Genomic DNA, 14,874 nt, shown 5'->3' on the forward strand with positions numbered 1-14,874 from the left:
AAAATAAAGCGGCAGATGTTTCATCTGCCGCTTCGCAAGTTAGTCTGAATCTATTTCATCAGAAAACTATATAATTCGTTGATTTAATGTGTTTTTGGTGGCTCAAGTTTAGTCATAAACTCAGCAAATACCATTGAGCCTTCTGGCCATGGCCCATGCCCAGACTCTGAATTGATATGTCCTGCATCACCGGCATCAATAAGCAGCGCACCCCAGTCTTTCACAATTTCTTCCGCAGCTTCAAAGCTTGAGAACGGATCATTGCGACTAACAACTGCAATGGTTGGAAACGGCAGACGCTCACGCGGATAAGGGCCAAATGTCATCAGGTGCTTGGGCCTGATCTTGTCATTCGAGACATCTGGGGGCGCCACAAAGAACGCACCAGCCACCTTATGCTGAATTTGCGGCATTGCATGTAGAGCTGTCGCAACGCCAAGCGAATGGGCCACAAGCACGATTGGCTTTGTCGCTTCATTGGCGGCTTTAACCAGCTGCGCTACCCAATCGTCTTTAACTGGCTTCGACCATTCGGCTTGCTCAACGCGTCGCGCCGTCGAGAGTTTGCTCTCCCAACGGGTCTGCCAGTGATCAGGTCCGGAATTGGTGTAACCAGGAATGATGAGAATATCGGAATCTTTAACTTTCATGATCCCTATTTAGAGCCGTTTCAAAGCATCTTCAAGGTGAGCTATAGCGCTGATGCATGAACGCAGGTGATGCAAATGATGAACAGCTTGTTCGCAGATCGCGATCTTGTGAAACGCTCTCTAAATTGTGATCTTTAGCGGGAAGATAACACCAAAGAGGATTTTGCGACTATGGCCATCAGCAGAAGGACGATACTCGGAACTGCGGGTGCTGCCGTCATGAGCAATATTCTTTCCGCACGCGCGGAAACGCCGTCGAAGGAGAATGAAATGATTGAAACTGAAAACAAAGTAGCCAATCAGAAAGTGGCTCCAAGTGCTCCTCTACCATTTGCAATGACGACGCCTGTTCGGGTGGCGCGCATTGGTTTAAAGGCGCGTGATGCTGAAACTCTGGCTGAGTATTATCGCGACGTTGTCGGCCTTCGCGAGATGACGCGCCGTGGCGCTTCGATTGTCCTTGGTGCTGGTGATCGCGAGTTGATGGAAATCGAGCAGTTTTCAGCTGCGAAAGCAGATGATCCACGCAGCGCTGGTCTCTATCACACTGCTTTTCTGCTACCGACACGTGGTGATCTGGCGCGCTGGTCGCGCCGCGCCATCGACAAGCAGCTGCCCGTTGCGGGTGCATCGGACCACAATGTCAGCGAAGCGATTTATCTCACCGATCCTGAAGGCAATGGAATCGAAATTTATTCCGACCGCCCACATAAGACGTGGCAGTGGAATGGTGATCGCGTGGTCATGGGCACAGAAGCGCTTGATGTGAAAAATCTTCTCGACGTTATTGATCGCGAAGGTGGTGAATGGAACGGTGCACCACAGAATACAGTGGTCGGTCATGTTCACTTGCGCGTTGGCAATGCCAAAGATGCGGAAGCTTTCTGGAACAAGGAACTGGGCTTTAACACCGTGCAGACCTATGGCGATAAGGCCGTGTTCTTATCGACCGGCGGTTATCACCACCATATCGGTGCTAACGCATGGCAGAGTTCAGGCGCTGGCTTGCGTGACAAGGACCGGACTGGTCTCGCATGGGTGGAAATGGAAGACACGCGCGGCGGCAACAACCACGTCTTCGAAGACCCATGGGGCAATGTGATCAATACGATCAAAAAGAGTGCCTGATATTAAAACAATAAAAAGCCCCATGTTTACAGAAACATGGGGCTTTTTTCGGACTCAATTTATGAAGACTAATGTTTAGCCGAAAACGCGCTTGAAAATCGTATCGACATGCTTCGTGTGATAGCCGAGATCGAACTTTTCGCGGATCTGCTCTTCTGAAAGCGCTGCACGCACTTCCTGGTCAGCAAGCAGTTCTTCAAGAAAGTCTGCACCTTGTTCCCAAACGCGCATCGCATTGCGCTGCACGAGGCGGTAGGAATCTTCACGCGAAACGCCAGCCTGTGTAAGCGCCAGCAGAACGCGCTGCGAATGCACTAGACCGCGGAACTTGTTCATGTTCTTGAGCATGTTTTCCGGGTAGATCACCAGCTTTTCGACAACGCCAGCCAGACGGTTCAGCGCGAAGTCGAGTGTGATGGTGGTGTCTGGGCCAATTGCGCGCTCAACGCTTGAATGCGAAATATCGCGTTCATGCCAGAGAGCGACGTTTTCCATTGCAGGCACAACCGACATACGAACCAGACGGGCGAGGCCGGTCAGGTTTTCTGTCAGAACAGGGTTACGCTTGTGCGGCATTGCCGACGAACCCTTCTGGCCGGGCGAGAAGAACTCTTCTGCTTCCAGAACTTCCGTGCGCTGCATATGGCGGATTTCGATGGCTACATTCTCAATCGACGAAGCGATAACGCCGAGTGTTGCAAAGAACATAGCATGGCGGTCACGCGGGATAACCTGCGTGGAAACTGGCTCTGCTTCGAGGCCAAGCTTTTCGCAGACATATTCTTCAACACGTGGGTCGATATTGGCGAAAGTGCCAACAGCACCCGATACGGCACCGGTTGCGATTTCCGCTCGTGCTGCAACGAGACGTGCGCGGTTGCGCAGCATTTCGGCGTAGAAACGGGCGAAAGTCAGGCCCATTGTGGTTGGTTCAGCATGAATGCCATGGCTGCGACCGATACGAACGGTATCTTTGTGTTCGAAAGCACGCGTTTTCAGTGCTGCAAGAACGCGGTCCATACCGGCGAGAAGCAGATCAGATGCGCGAACGAGCTGAACGTTGAGCGTTGTATCAAGTACGTCCGAAGACGTCATGCCCTGATGCACGAAACGGCTGTCAGGACCGATAAACTCAGCAAGATGCGTCAGGAACGCGATGACGTCATGCTTGGTAACGGCTTCGATTTCATCAATGCGCGCGACATCGAATTTTGCAGCGTCGCCCTTTTCCCAAATGGTCTTTGCGGCTTCCTTGGGGATTACGCCGAGTTCGGCAAGCGCCTCACATGCATAGGCCTCAATTTCAAACCAGATGCGGAATTTGGTTTCGGGAGACCAGATGGCGACCATTTCTGGTCGGGAATAGCGCGGGATCATGGGCATATCCTGTTTTGGCGGCCCGTCTGCCGGGCTGCAGGTCTTGGGTAAAGGGAATGCGTGGTGTTTAGCAGAGCCTGACGCTCCGCTCAACGCACATCACCCCGGAAAAATCTATTATCGCGCTGCTTCTGCGGCTTCGCGAATGGCTTTGATGTTGGCGGCATAGCTCTCGACAGAGTTGCCTTTGTAAACAGCAGAACCCGCAACGAGAATATTGGCACCGGCGGCAACAACCAGACCAGCGGTTTCTGGCGTGATGCCGCCATCGACTTCAATATCAATTGGGCGGTCGCCAATCATGTCACGCACGCGTTTGATCTTATCGAGCATTGGAGCGATGAACTTCTGGCCACCAAAGCCCGGATTAACTGTCATCACAAGCACAAGATCAACGTCATCGATAACATTGGTCAGCGCTTCGACAGGTGTCGCTGGATTGAGCGCAAGACCGGATTTTTTGCCGAAAGCACGAATATTCTGCAACGAACGGTGTGTGTGCGCACCTACTTCGGCATGAACAGTGATCAGATCACAGCCAGCATCGGCAAAAGCTTCCAGATAAAGATCGCATGGCGCGATCATCAGATGGGTATCAAAGAATGCCTGAGTACGCGGACGAATTGCTTTGACGACCTGCGGGCCGAACGTGATGTTTGGCACGAAATGGCCGTCCATAACGTCGATATGAATCCAGTCGGCACCGGCTTCGAGCACGGCGTCGACTTCTTCACCCAGACGCGCAAAGTCGGCGGACAGAATGGATGGGGCGATTGCGATAGGACGCATGGTTGTCTCCCTTGGCAAGCATTTGCCTTATTCAAACAAAAAAGCGTCCGGCCAGTTTTGACCGAACGCAGATATTGAGTTTAGCCCCAGCGCTTGTGGAACCACATCCACTGGCCGGGGTATTCGCGCACCCAGCCTTCAACGGTATCGTTGAGAAGCTGCGCAGTTGCGGCAATGTCGATCTCGCCTTTTTCGTCACGCGGCAGTTCCATGCGCTCTTTCAGCTCAAGCCGGTAACGGCCACCGGGCAGACGAATGCAGCGCGCCGGATAAACATCGCAATCGTACTGACGCGCAAGCTTCGCGAGCAGCGGATTGGTCTTTACCGGACGGTCGAAGAAGCTCGAAGGCACGCCGCGCTGGAACTTCTGGTCTACCAGCATGCCAACATTGCCGCCATTATCCAGAACACGCGCCAAGGACCATGCAGCACCGGCCTTGGAAGGCACCAAATGCCCCATATTTGTCTTGCGCGCTTTGAGAACGGTCTTGGCGATATAAGGATTGTTCGGCGGGCGGAAGAGGGCGGTTACATCAAGACCAAACGTACCGGCACAGATCGGCAGAAGCTCGAAATTGCCCGTATGCGCGGTGAAAAAGATATGCGGCTTTGTTTCATTGCACAGGCGCTCGAAAATGGGAATGCCGTCAACTTCAATCAGGCCGGGTTCGGTCGCATTGGGATCAAAATCAAAGATCGCATCGAGGAAGATATATTCCGCGAAAAGACGCGCCATCGAATCCCACATCTCGATGGCGATCTTCTCAATTTCAGCGTCGCTCTTCTCTGGATAGGCATGACGCAGATTGCTGGTCGCAACCTTATGCCGTGGTGTGAGTGGCCCGACCTTGCGCGCAAACCATGCCGAAAAGCGGATTGCGCTTTTGGCAGGTAGCAGACGCAACAGCGCCAGCGCGATAAACACAGCCTGCGCCCACAGCCAGTAATTAAACTGCTTGAGCTTACGCGACCACTTGAAGAGAAGAAGCTTGAACTTGAACATCAAATGCTTAGTCGATCTGCAATACGATCTTGCCGAAAACGTCGCGGCCTTCCATGCGCTTTAAGGCAGTGCCGATGTCATCAAAGCCAACGATAGTATCGATGACCGGATGAACAACGCCCTGCGCCATTTTCTGCATCGCATCAGCCATATTTTCCATACGGCAACCGAAAGAGCCGAGGATTTTAAGCTGCTGCTGGAAAAGCTGCATCAGGTTCATATTGGTCGAAACACCAGAGGTCGAACCACAGGTCACAAGACGTGCCCCGCGCTTCATGCAAAGCATTGACCCTGCCCATGTGTCGGCACCAACATGCTCAAACACAACGTCAACGCCCTTCTTCTTGGTGAGCTTGCGCACAACACCTTCAAAGCGGTCAACACGGTAATTGATGACGTGATCAGCACCGAGCGCCTTGGCCTTTTCGATCTTGTCGTCGGAGCCAACAGTGGTGATAACCGTGCAGCCCATTTTCTTGGCAAGCTGAATTGCAGCCGAACCAATGCCCGAACCGCCAGCCTGAACCAGAACGGTTTCGCCCGGCTGAAGCTTCGCATTGTCAAACAGCATATGCTCGACCGTACCAAAAGTAACAGGAGCGACAGCTGCGCCAATTGCGTCAACACCGGGAGGTGCTGGAACGAGCAAACGTGCTGGCAGATTGACGGCTTCACAGGCGAAACCATCAAGATGGAAGCCATGAACACCACCGACATGTTCACAGAGATTGTCGCGACCTTCGCGGCAGGCCTTGCAAAGTCCACAGGTGCGTGCGCCATAGATCGAAACGAGCTGGCCGGGCAGAACATTCGATACGCCCGGACCAATTGCATCGACAACGCCCGAAGCTTCGGCACCGATGATGAGTGGCATCTTGCGCTTGGCAAATGCCATGCCGCGCCAGCCCCAAACGTCGATATGGTTGAGCGCAACGGCCTTGATCTTCACGGTCACTTCGCCATTGCCGGGAGCAGGTGGCGGAGCAATGTCGGTCATTTCAAGACGACGATCGTCGAGAAGCTGCAAGGCGCGCATGAATTTATCCTTTTCAAGACATAATCCCGGAGAGCATTTTGCCGACCGGGATTACCGAGAATGTTCAAGCATGTCTCCCAAAAGTGGGAACCGGTTTTGGGTTAAAGACATGCGTATAAGCAAAGAACGAAAGCGCGTAGCGCTTTAGATTTGGACCCGATTAATTCGGATTTGCCGTCAATACAAGACTTGTGTTCTGTCCACCAAAACCAAATGAGTTCGAAATTACGGTAGAAACCTGCGCATCACGCTTCACATTTGGCACTACATCCAGCGGGATCGCCGGATCAGCATGGTCGTAATTGATGGTTGGAGGCAAGGTGCCAGTTTCAATCGTCAACAGTGAGAACACTGCTTCAATCGCGCCAGCAGCAGTCAGTGTATGACCGATCATCGACTTGTTGGACGAAACCGGGATCGAAGAGAGACGTTCACCAAAGACTGTGGAAAGAGCGAGATATTCCATCTTGTCATTTTCAGGTGTCGAAGTGCCATGCGCATTGACATAGGAAAGCTGATCTTCAGTCAGGCCCGCATCGGCAAGTGCCGCGCGCACAGTGCCAATCGCAGGCGAGGCGTCTGGCTTTGAACGGGTACGATGGAAATCGTCGGCCTTTTCGCCGCAACCGGCGAGAATGCCAAGCACCTTTGCACCTCGTGCAATGGCGCTTTCAAGCGATTCCATAACCAGCGCGCCTGAACCTTCAGCCATCGCAAAACCATCGCGATCTTTCGAGAAAGGCTTCGAGGCCTTTTCCGGCTTATCATTCTGCGTGGAGAGTGCCGAGAGCAGCGAGAAACGGATAAGCGATTCAGCCGATACAGAACCGTCCGTACCAATCGAGAGAACGCGGTCGCTTTCGCCACGGCGAATGGCTTCAACGCCAAGCTGGATAGCAGTTGCGCCCGAAGCACATGCAGTCGATAGCGTTACGGGCAGGCCGCGTGTGCCGAAAATCTCTGACAATCGCTCGGCGATATAGCCAAACTGTGTTGTGTTAAAAAGCTCATCCTGACGCGCACGACGGCAAGCTTCGAGCAGAAGCTGATAGCTGGCCGGGCCTTCGTCCTTAACGCTTGCATCAAGCGCAAAGCGGCTTTTCCAGTCGAGTTCAACCGGAGGTGCTGCGAGGAAAAGCGGACCACCAAAATCGCTGACCGAAAGGCCAGACTGTGCAAGGGCTTCTTCACCTGCAAGACGCGCGAGCGCCTCAGACAGAGCCGAAGAGCCAACATTGCTTTCAGGCAGAAAATCCACAGTGCCTGAAAAGCGTGTTTTTAGGCTGTCCGTTGGAAAACGGGTGATTTCATGAATACCGGAACGTCCGCTGGTCAGTGCTTCCCAGTTGTCTTGCTTGCCCTGTCCGAGCGAAGAAACAACACCAGCACCTGTGATAGCAACAATTGGACGGCCGAGATGGTCTGTATATTTGCTCATCTTATGCTCTCACCAGCTTTGCAGCACCCTCAGCGCGTGTTGCGCCGATGGTTGTGACAATGGCTTCTTTGACGTTGCCATTAATGGCTTTTTCAGACGCGCTGGAAGCAGCGATAGCCTCGCCCTTCCAGACGGAAATCGCCGCGAGCGCAAGAGCGAGCGGAAACTGTGCTTCGCGCAGATGACCGGTCAGACTTGTAATGCCACGATAGGCGGCAGAAATACCTTCAAGGGCCGCTTTCTCAGCAGCGGTTGCCTTATGTGCGCCGGAAGCGCCAGACACCACATATTCAGGTTCTTTGCCGCCATTGGCAGCAAGCACAAGTTCACGAACCGTCTTGGTGAGATCGGCTGCATCGCGGCGAACCTGCGCGCTTTCGATATTTGCAATCTCTGCATAGGCGCGGGCACCGCGCTTTTGCGCATGGTCTGCGCTTTCAAGCACAAGGAATACGCCGCCAGAGCCGGAAATCATGCCGCCACCGGCAGTTCCATCTCGGTCCCAGAGCGATGCCCAGCCGTCATGCTTGAGCAATCCGCCAAGCTCATGGCCAAGAATCATGTCGAAATGTTCGGAATTATACGATCCGCCAACCAGTGCATGCGTGCTTTGGCCAGAGCGAATGCGCGCTGCCGCCGTTTCAATCGCTGAAATTCCCGAACCTTCTTCGCCCATGAATGTGCGCGAGGAGCCGGTCACCTTATGGACGATGGAGATATTGCCTGCGAGCAAATTGGAAAGCTGAGCCAGAAACAGGGTAGGGCGCAGCTCGGTCGAGAGTTTCTCGTTGAGCATTACACCGCGATTGTTACTGGTGCGGCCTTCTTCAAGAATCTGCATATCGACGGTAATGTCGCGTTCGCCGCCACCGGCGCCTACGATCATGTCCATGCTGGCGCAGAGCGCTTCGTCATCCTTGATACCAGCATCGTCAAGCGCGAGGCCTGCCGCATAGGTACCAAGCCGCTGCCATGTCTCCATCTGGCGCTGGTCGCCACGCTTTGGGATTTGCAAACCCCAATCGACTTCGCCGAGGGGGTGAACGGTGTAAGGCGCAAAGGCTCCTTTTTCGAGGCGCGGTTCAGAACCTGCCGTGGAAAAAGCGTTCCAATGCGCATCCAGCCCTTCGCCTAGCGATGAGATGATGCCAATGCCAGTGATGACGACTTTATTGCTCTGCATGGTTCGGTCTACCCGTAAATGCTGATCCAGAAACGGAATCAGGGCGAACACGGATGTTCACCCTCTCATACCGTCAGGTTTCGTGGCTGTTTAGCCTTTTTTGGCGGCAACCAGCTCGTCGATCTTGGCACAAAGATTCTTTAGAACGAAGTATTCTTCGGTCGGAGCTTTGCCTTCGTTGACTTCCTGAGTCCACTGTTCAAGCGGAATCTTGATGCCGAATTCTTTGTCGATCGCAAATACGATGTCGAGGAAGTCTAGGCTGTCGATGCCAAGATCATCAATAGTGTGGCTATCCGGCGTGATGGTGTCACGGTCGATTTCGCTGGTTTCTGCGATGATGTCGGCGACTTTGTCAAAAGTAGAGGACAAGTTTCGATTCCTTTATTCCTGCAATGCCTCATGGGGCATGCGTCTGAGTATCTGCGCGTATCTAGCGTGTTTCCGGCGATAGGGAAAGTCATATTGCTTTCACAATAACCAGAGCTTTGATCGCGCATATAAGGTGTCTGCTATGCGAAGCGCAACATAAAGTGGATTACAATTTTTTGAAATGGGGACAAAATTGCATTGGTTAGGGTTCGCTCCTTAAGCTCTGAATGAAGTGCCAAAGCCCAATGATGCAAAACCCTATCATTACGATTGCGAGTGCATAACGCACAAAATGGTCGCCGGACGCGATGGCTGCGAGGCCTGATGTCGCACTTGCTAAGGCGCTGAGCCCCTGGGGATGTTTAAAAGCTGTTGCCAACGCTGTGTCTTGCTGACGTGCTTTCGGAAGTCCTTGGATTTTTGGTTCCATTGGCTCGACGAATGGCAGCGTCAAGGCCATTGCAATTGCTCGTGATCGCACACGTTCCACACGAGCCAACCAGCCTTTTCCGAATGTCGATGCTGTGGATAGGCCTTTGAGCCATGAGGCGCGTGCATCACAAAGCGCATTGATGATCTCCACGGGTGACCGACTGGAGATGGCAGCAATTGTCTGAGCGCCGATGACGCCATCTTCATGCTGGTTGACGGTACCTTGCAGCATTTTTGCCGCACGACCAGGCCCGGAATTAACCGCAAAATCGAAAACAGCGTAATCAACACCGGAAGGTAAATTGTCGCCATCAGTCTTGTTCCAGAATTGTTGCTGGTAAATTTTTGATGCGTCGGTCGGTGTAAGCTCCCTCACATCTTGTGGTGATACTGGATGCCCCCGCCATGCAGATAATGTATTGAGCGTAATTCCCATATTGGTTGCGCCTCCCGGATCATGGGGGTTATCAACAAATACACCTTCTTCGCTAAAAATATACTCAATGGTTTTTTTGAAATTGGCTTTCATGTATAAAAACCTCAATTTGTATATTATAAAATAAATGTAATAGTTAAATATACTTGATATTATCGCATAATTTGAAGGAATAATATAAATTTTATTCTTCATGATTCATTTGAAAACACTCAATCGATTTCGGCATTTGGCTCTTGCACAGTAAGCGTTGATGCTGCTTGATATAGCTCCGTAACGACTTAAAAATGGGCGGATAAAGTGACATCGGAAATATTTGGATATGCCCCAGATGGGCAGGCGGTTCATCGTTTGACCATCGCCAATGGCCCGCTTGAGGCAAAAGTAATCACATGGGGCGCAGCCATTCAGGATTTGCGTCTGGAAAGCCATGAAGCACCGCTTGTCATTGGCTATCGTGATTTTAATGACTATCCCGCGCATTCACCGCATTTGGGTGCTATTGCCGGCCGCTTTTCAAACAGGATACGCAACGCTCGTTTTGAGCTTGATGGTACTACCTACGACGTCGAGCCAAACTTTGAGGGCATTCACAATCTTCATGGCGGCAGCCAAGGGCTTGGAAACCGGGTTTGGGATATTGTGGAAGCAGGTGCGGACTTTGTCACCCTCAAGATACTGTCCAAGGACGGTGAAATGGGTTTCCCCGGAAACCTGAACGTTAGTTGTACCTATACGCTGAAGAATGATGGTACGCTGGTCGTTCATCTCGAGGCTGTAACGGACAAGGCGACCCCTTGCAGCCTGCTGCATCATAGCTATTTCAATCTCGACGATGGCGGCGAGGGCGATATTCTCGACCATCAGCTCAAAATTGAAGCCGAAGCCTATATGCCAGTCGATGAAGCGCTGATTCCTGATGGTCGCATTTTGCCTGTCAAAGACACAGCTTATGATTTCCGTGATTTTCGGCCAATCCGCTATGATGAAAACGGCAAACAGCTCGAATACGATAGCAATTTATGCCTGACAGCCGCGCGTGGCCCATTGCGTCCTTGTGCATCCGTAAAGGGAGCGCGTTCGGGTATTCGTCTGGATATATCGACGACTGAACCCGGTGTTCAGTTTTATGCCGGTAACACGATGGCCAATGATTGCATTGGGCTGACGGGGAAGCCTTATGGCAAACATGCCGGTTTCTGCCTTGAGCCGCAGCTTTGGCCGGGATCGCTGGAATATTCCTATGTTCCGCAATCCATTCTACGTCCGGGCGAAGTTTACGCCCAGACAAGTCACTTTACCTTCACAAAAGATTAAGCCTTAAGAATAGGCGGCGCGTGCGGTTTCCATCGGAGCCAGCGCGCCGCGAATTTCGACCACGCGGGCAGCAACGGCATGCGCCTTTTGCGCTGCTTCAACAGGCGACAAACCTTTGAGGCGTGCCGCGAGATAGCCGCCATTAAAGCTATCACCTGCACCTGTTGTATCAACGGGATTGGCTTTCACAGAAGGCACGAGGCTTTGTTGGCCGTCCGCGATAACTAACGCTGGTTCAGTGCCGTCTTTCACAACGATTTCTTTGACGCCTAGTCCGATCAGCCGCTCAGCGCAGGCTTGGGCTGTTTCGTCGCCAAACAATGCCTGTTCATCCGGAAAAGTAGGCAAAGCTATATCGGCGATCTGCATGGCTTCACTGATGATCTTTTTGGCAACTTCGCGATCAGGCCAAAGCTGATGGCGGAAATTCGGATCAAACGCGATGAGTGCGCCATTTCCACGGCATTCGCGCAGAACCTCGAACAGCGTTTCGCGATGTTCAGGAAACACGATCCCCACCGAGATACCGGAAAAGTAAATCATATCACGGCCAGAAAGACTGGCTCTCAGCGCGTCTCTATCACTTGCAAGCCGCTTCGCTGCCGCATCGCTGCGCCAATAGGTGAATGAGCGTTCTGCACCATTGAGTGTAATGGCATAAAGTCCCGGATGCACGCCTTTGATAACCGGACTATGTGCTGTGCCAATACCATTGGTATCAAGAAATGCGCGTTGTTTCTGCGAAAAGTCGTCTTCGCCAAATGCGCTGACATAATCGACTGGAAATGACGGATCGGTCAGTGCACGCATATACCAGGCGGTATTCAGCGTGTCGCCCGCGTACCCCATGCGCCATTGATCGCTATCGCCTCCTGATAGTTCGATCATGCATTCACCAATCGACGCGAAACCACCCATTATTATCTCCTCATAGCTATTGGGGCATACGCCTATACGAATTTCCTCTGATGTAAAATCCTGATTTAGCCAGCCTTTATCGACTTGCCACATTCCTCGTGTAACGATCCCGGCAAAAGAGGAATCACTATGCGTTACGCGATTTATTTCACGCCGCCTTCGGGCGATGCGCTTTTGAAAGTTGCTGCAAATTGGTTGGGGCGCAGTGCGTTTAGTGGCGAGGCTGTGAAACTTCCGGCGATTCGCACTCTTGCAGCAGAAGATATCGCTGCACTCACGGAAGAACCGCGCCGTTACGGCTTTCATGGAACTTTGAAAGCACCATTCAGGCTTGATGATGGGTTTCAGGAAAGCGATCTGCTTTCTGCGCTTATGTATTTTGCGTCTTCGACCGCCCCGTTCGCTATTCCGCGCCTGAAAGTGCAGGGCATTGGTCCGTTCTTCGCGCTTGTTCCTGAAGAGCCCGTGGCTGAGCTCAACCAACTGGCGAATGACGTTGTTGTATCATTTGACCGTTTTCGTGCGCCCTTGCGTGATGCAGAAATCGCAAAGCGCCGCCCAGAACGATTGAGCGACGCACAGCGGCAAAATCTGGATCGCTGGGGTTACCCTTATGTATTCGAAGAGTTTCGGTTTCATATGACATTGACCGGCCCTGTTGATGAAAAACAGCGCCCACAGGTTGAACGTACACTGGATGAGTTTTTTGCACCGGTTCTTGATGAGCCAGTCGAGGTTGCCAATCTGGCGCTTTTTGTGGAACGCGAAAAAGGTGCGCCATTCGAGATTCATTCGCTTCATCCCATGACAGGGGGTGATAAGGTGCCCAAACGGTCCTCAAGGGCTGTGGGGAGGCCATAAGGAATGACGACTGAACTCATTTTAAAAAATGCCAATATTATTCTGCCCGATGAGGTGATTAACGGAACGGTAAAAATCATCGATGGTATGATCGCTGATATTTCATCTGGCACATCTGTTTCCGGCAAGGATATGGAAGGCGATTATCTGACGCCGGGTCTGGTAGAGCTACACACCGATCATCTTGAAGGCCACTATGCGCCGCGCCCAAAGGTGCGCTGGAACCCGATTGCGGCGGTGCAGGCGCATGATGCGCAGATTGCAGCATCTGGCATTACAACCGTGTTTGATGCATTGCGTATTGGGTTTGACGAGGAAGCTGCTACCGGCGTTGAAGATATGCGCAAGCTTTCCTCTGCCATCGCAGAAGGCCGTGAAGCCGGACGACTGCGCGCCGATCATTATCTGCATTTGCGCTGCGAGGTTTCGGCACCTGATTGCCTGAGTGCTTTTGAGCGCTTTGGTGTGCACCCGTTGGTCAAACTTGTATCACTGATGGACCATGCACCCGGTCAGCGCCAATTTACCGATATTGAGACCTATAAGCTTTATTACATGAGCAAGCTTAGGGTCTCGGAAGAAGAGTTCATTCGCTATTGTGAAAAGCGTATGGGCCAGTCTCAGCAGCATTCTTCCTCGAACCGGATTGCGATCTCTGATGCCTGCAATGCACGCGGAATTGTGCTTGCTAGCCATGATGATGCAACAGCAGACCAGGTCGCAGAAGCCAAAACGCAGGGCATTCGCGTTGCCGAATTTCCGACCACGCATTTAGCTGCGAAAACTTCAAAAGATTCCGGCATGTCAGTTCTGATGGGAGCACCCAATGTTGTGCGCGGTGGCTCGCACTCCGGCAATGTTTCTGCGCGTGAATTGGCCGAGGCCGGTCATCTCGATATTATTTCGTCGGATTATATCCCGGCAAGCATGATGCAGGCGGCATTCTTCATGGCTGATGTGATGGATGAAATCACATTGCCGCAGGCAATGCGGTTTGTGTCCGCCAATCCAGCAAAAGCTGTTGGTTTTGATGATCGCGGCGAGATCGCAATTGGCAAACGTGGTGATCTTGTGCGCGTACAGATTGCCGAGCATGTGCCGATCATCCGCACGGTCTGGCGCGAAGGGCGGCGCGTGATTTAACACGCGCCTTTCATATTCGTATTAAATTGAAGCGTCGGTCAGCGACAGGATACCTGTTTCGGCATCGACCGACAGTTTCAGTTCTTTATAGCTATTGATGCTCTTATGAGCGGTTTCTGGCGAATGCGGATGTGTTGCAGTCACCACGACGACATGCGCGCCAGCCGTTTCACCTGCAACAATACCGGCAGGCGCATCTTCAAAAACCAGACAATTATGCGGATCAAAACCAAGCCGCTTTGCACCAAGCTGGAAACATTCAGGGCTTGGCTTTCCGCGCTCCACGTCTTCCGCTGAAACAATGACCTTTGGCAGCGCAATGCCGGCGGCCGCAAGGCGACGAAGCGCCAATTCGATGGGGGCGGAAGTGACAATGGCCCAACGGTCTTCTGGCAACGATTTGAGGAAATCAATTGCACCTTCAATGGCTTCAATTCCGTCCAGATCGGCCATTTCTGCATCAAGCAGGATCTTGGCTTCTGTATCGGGGTCGAGATGCGGCAGACCAAGCCTGCGCACCGTATCCACTGCACGCACACCATGAATGGTTGGCACAAATGTCACCGGATCAATACCGTGGCGAGTGGCCCATTGTCCCCAGACGCGTTCGGTCGCTGCAATCGAGCTTAGAACAGTGCCGTCCATATCGAATAGAAAGGCATCGAACGACTTATTGAAGGGGGACAGGTCGGTCAAAATATGGTCCTCAAGTTTTGGTATTAAGAATCGCGTATCATGATCTTAATTCGTAATAGGCGCGGAAGTCACACTATTCGATGATTTGATCGCC

At 52.3% G+C, this 14,874-nt stretch carries 15 protein-coding genes; 4 read left to right on the top strand and 11 right to left on the bottom strand.

The window, feature by feature from the left end:
• Window positions 1–83 precede the first annotated feature (83 nt).
• Window positions 84–650, bottom strand: a complete 567-nt coding sequence (locus WH356_RS01965; protein WP_339508436.1) for an RBBP9/YdeN family alpha/beta hydrolase — start codon at window positions 648–650, stop codon at window positions 84–86.
• 270 nt (window positions 651–920) lie between these two features.
• Between WH356_RS01965 and WH356_RS01970 the strand changes: the two genes are divergently transcribed.
• Complete coding sequence (locus WH356_RS01970; RefSeq protein ID WP_339508916.1) at window positions 921–1,778, top strand: VOC family protein; 858 nt, start codon at window positions 921–923, stop codon at window positions 1,776–1,778.
• A 75-nt stretch (window positions 1,779–1,853) separates the two neighbouring features.
• Here WH356_RS01970 and purB read toward each other — a convergent pair whose 3' ends face one another.
• The 8 genes from purB to WH356_RS02010 all read right to left on the bottom strand — a co-directional run bounded on the left by purB (window position 1,854) and on the right by WH356_RS02010 (window position 9,938).
• Window positions 1,854–3,155 carry an adenylosuccinate lyase gene (gene purB, locus WH356_RS01975; protein ID WP_339508437.1) on the bottom strand — a complete coding sequence of 434 codons (1,302 nt, stop codon included), beginning with the start codon at window positions 3,153–3,155 and terminating at the stop codon, window positions 1,854–1,856.
• 117 nt (window positions 3,156–3,272) lie between these two features.
• Complete coding sequence (rpe, locus tag WH356_RS01980; protein WP_339508439.1) at window positions 3,273–3,944, bottom strand: ribulose-phosphate 3-epimerase; 672 nt, start codon at window positions 3,942–3,944, stop codon at window positions 3,273–3,275.
• A gap of 80 nt (window positions 3,945–4,024) precedes the next feature.
• A complete protein-coding gene (locus WH356_RS01985; protein WP_339508440.1) occupies window positions 4,025–4,951 on the bottom strand; it encodes a lipid A biosynthesis lauroyl acyltransferase in 927 nt (308 codons plus the stop codon).
• A gap of 4 nt (window positions 4,952–4,955) precedes the next feature.
• Entirely contained in the window at window positions 4,956–5,984 is a 1,029-nt protein-coding gene (locus WH356_RS01990) for a zinc-binding dehydrogenase (protein ID WP_094506997.1), read from the bottom strand.
• A 160-nt stretch (window positions 5,985–6,144) separates the two neighbouring features.
• Window positions 6,145–7,422 carry a beta-ketoacyl-ACP synthase gene (locus WH356_RS01995; RefSeq protein WP_339508443.1) on the bottom strand — a complete coding sequence of 426 codons (1,278 nt, stop codon included), beginning with the start codon at window positions 7,420–7,422 and terminating at the stop codon, window positions 6,145–6,147.
• A 1-nt stretch (window position 7,423) separates the two neighbouring features.
• Window positions 7,424–8,605 (bottom strand): beta-ketoacyl-ACP synthase, encoded by a 1,182-nt coding sequence (locus tag WH356_RS02000; protein ID WP_339508445.1) that lies wholly within the window; start codon window positions 8,603–8,605, stop codon window positions 7,424–7,426.
• Between the two features lie 90 nt (window positions 8,606–8,695).
• The gene (locus tag WH356_RS02005) at window positions 8,696–8,977 is read right to left on the bottom strand and encodes an acyl carrier protein (RefSeq protein WP_024897522.1); all 282 of its coding nucleotides are present in this window, start codon (window positions 8,975–8,977) and stop codon (window positions 8,696–8,698) included.
• Window positions 8,978–9,179: 202 nt separating this feature from the next.
• On the bottom strand, window positions 9,180–9,938 hold the full coding sequence (locus WH356_RS02010) for a glycoside hydrolase family 108 protein (protein WP_339508917.1): 759 nt from the start codon (window positions 9,936–9,938) through the stop codon (window positions 9,180–9,182).
• Between the two features lie 207 nt (window positions 9,939–10,145).
• On the opposite strand from WH356_RS02010, the gene WH356_RS02015 reads away from it, so the two are divergent.
• Window positions 10,146–11,162, top strand: a complete 1,017-nt coding sequence (locus tag WH356_RS02015) for an aldose epimerase family protein (protein WP_339508449.1) — start codon at window positions 10,146–10,148, stop codon at window positions 11,160–11,162.
• A 3-nt stretch (window positions 11,163–11,165) separates the two neighbouring features.
• Here the strand turns inward: WH356_RS02015 and WH356_RS02020 are convergent, their stop codons facing one another.
• Window positions 11,166–12,080 (bottom strand): sugar kinase, encoded by a 915-nt coding sequence (locus tag WH356_RS02020; protein ID WP_339508451.1) that lies wholly within the window; start codon window positions 12,078–12,080, stop codon window positions 11,166–11,168.
• A gap of 129 nt (window positions 12,081–12,209) precedes the next feature.
• On the opposite strand from WH356_RS02020, the gene WH356_RS02025 reads away from it, so the two are divergent.
• The gene (locus WH356_RS02025; RefSeq protein ID WP_339508453.1) at window positions 12,210–12,941 is read left to right on the top strand and encodes a DUF1045 domain-containing protein; all 732 of its coding nucleotides are present in this window, start codon (window positions 12,210–12,212) and stop codon (window positions 12,939–12,941) included.
• A gap of 3 nt (window positions 12,942–12,944) precedes the next feature.
• Window positions 12,945–14,084 carry an alpha-D-ribose 1-methylphosphonate 5-triphosphate diphosphatase gene (locus WH356_RS02030; protein WP_339508454.1) on the top strand — a complete coding sequence of 380 codons (1,140 nt, stop codon included), beginning with the start codon at window positions 12,945–12,947 and terminating at the stop codon, window positions 14,082–14,084.
• 21 nt (window positions 14,085–14,105) lie between these two features.
• Here the strand turns inward: WH356_RS02030 and WH356_RS02035 are convergent, their stop codons facing one another.
• Window positions 14,106–14,780, bottom strand: coding sequence for an HAD family hydrolase (locus WH356_RS02035; protein ID WP_339508456.1), 675 nt, complete (start codon window positions 14,778–14,780; stop codon window positions 14,106–14,108).
• Window positions 14,781–14,874: the final 94 nt, after the last annotated feature.

The sequence above is a fragment of the Ochrobactrum sp. MYb379 genome, assembly GCF_037479515.1.
Lineage (GTDB): Bacteria > Pseudomonadota > Alphaproteobacteria > Rhizobiales > Rhizobiaceae > Brucella.

Excerpts from the sequence above, each read along its gene's own strand:
- WH356_RS01990 (WP_094506997.1), bottom strand. The coding sequence starts at position 5,984 with ATGCGCGCCTTGCAGCTTCTCGACGATCGTCGTCTTGAAATGACCGAC.
- WH356_RS01965 (WP_339508436.1), bottom strand. The coding sequence starts at position 650 with ATGAAAGTTAAAGATTCCGATATTCTCATCATTCCTGGTTACACCAAT.
- WH356_RS02000 (WP_339508445.1), bottom strand. The coding sequence starts at position 8,605 with ATGCAGAGCAATAAAGTCGTCATCACTGGCATTGGCATCATCTCATCG.
- WH356_RS02030 (WP_339508454.1), top strand. The coding sequence starts at position 12,945 with ATGACGACTGAACTCATTTTAAAAAATGCCAATATTATTCTGCCCGAT.
- purB (WP_339508437.1), bottom strand. The coding sequence starts at position 3,155 with ATGATCCCGCGCTATTCCCGACCAGAAATGGTCGCCATCTGGTCTCCC.
- WH356_RS02020 (WP_339508451.1), bottom strand. The coding sequence starts at position 12,080 with ATGGGTGGTTTCGCGTCGATTGGTGAATGCATGATCGAACTATCAGGA.
- WH356_RS02025 (WP_339508453.1), top strand. The coding sequence starts at position 12,210 with ATGCGTTACGCGATTTATTTCACGCCGCCTTCGGGCGATGCGCTTTTG.
- WH356_RS01995 (WP_339508443.1), bottom strand. The coding sequence starts at position 7,422 with ATGAGCAAATATACAGACCATCTCGGCCGTCCAATTGTTGCTATCACA.
- WH356_RS01970 (WP_339508916.1), top strand. The coding sequence starts at position 921 with ATGATTGAAACTGAAAACAAAGTAGCCAATCAGAAAGTGGCTCCAAGT.
- WH356_RS02010 (WP_339508917.1), bottom strand. The coding sequence starts at position 9,938 with ATGAAAGCCAATTTCAAAAAAACCATTGAGTATATTTTTAGCGAAGAA.
- rpe (WP_339508439.1), bottom strand. The coding sequence starts at position 3,944 with ATGCGTCCTATCGCAATCGCCCCATCCATTCTGTCCGCCGACTTTGCG.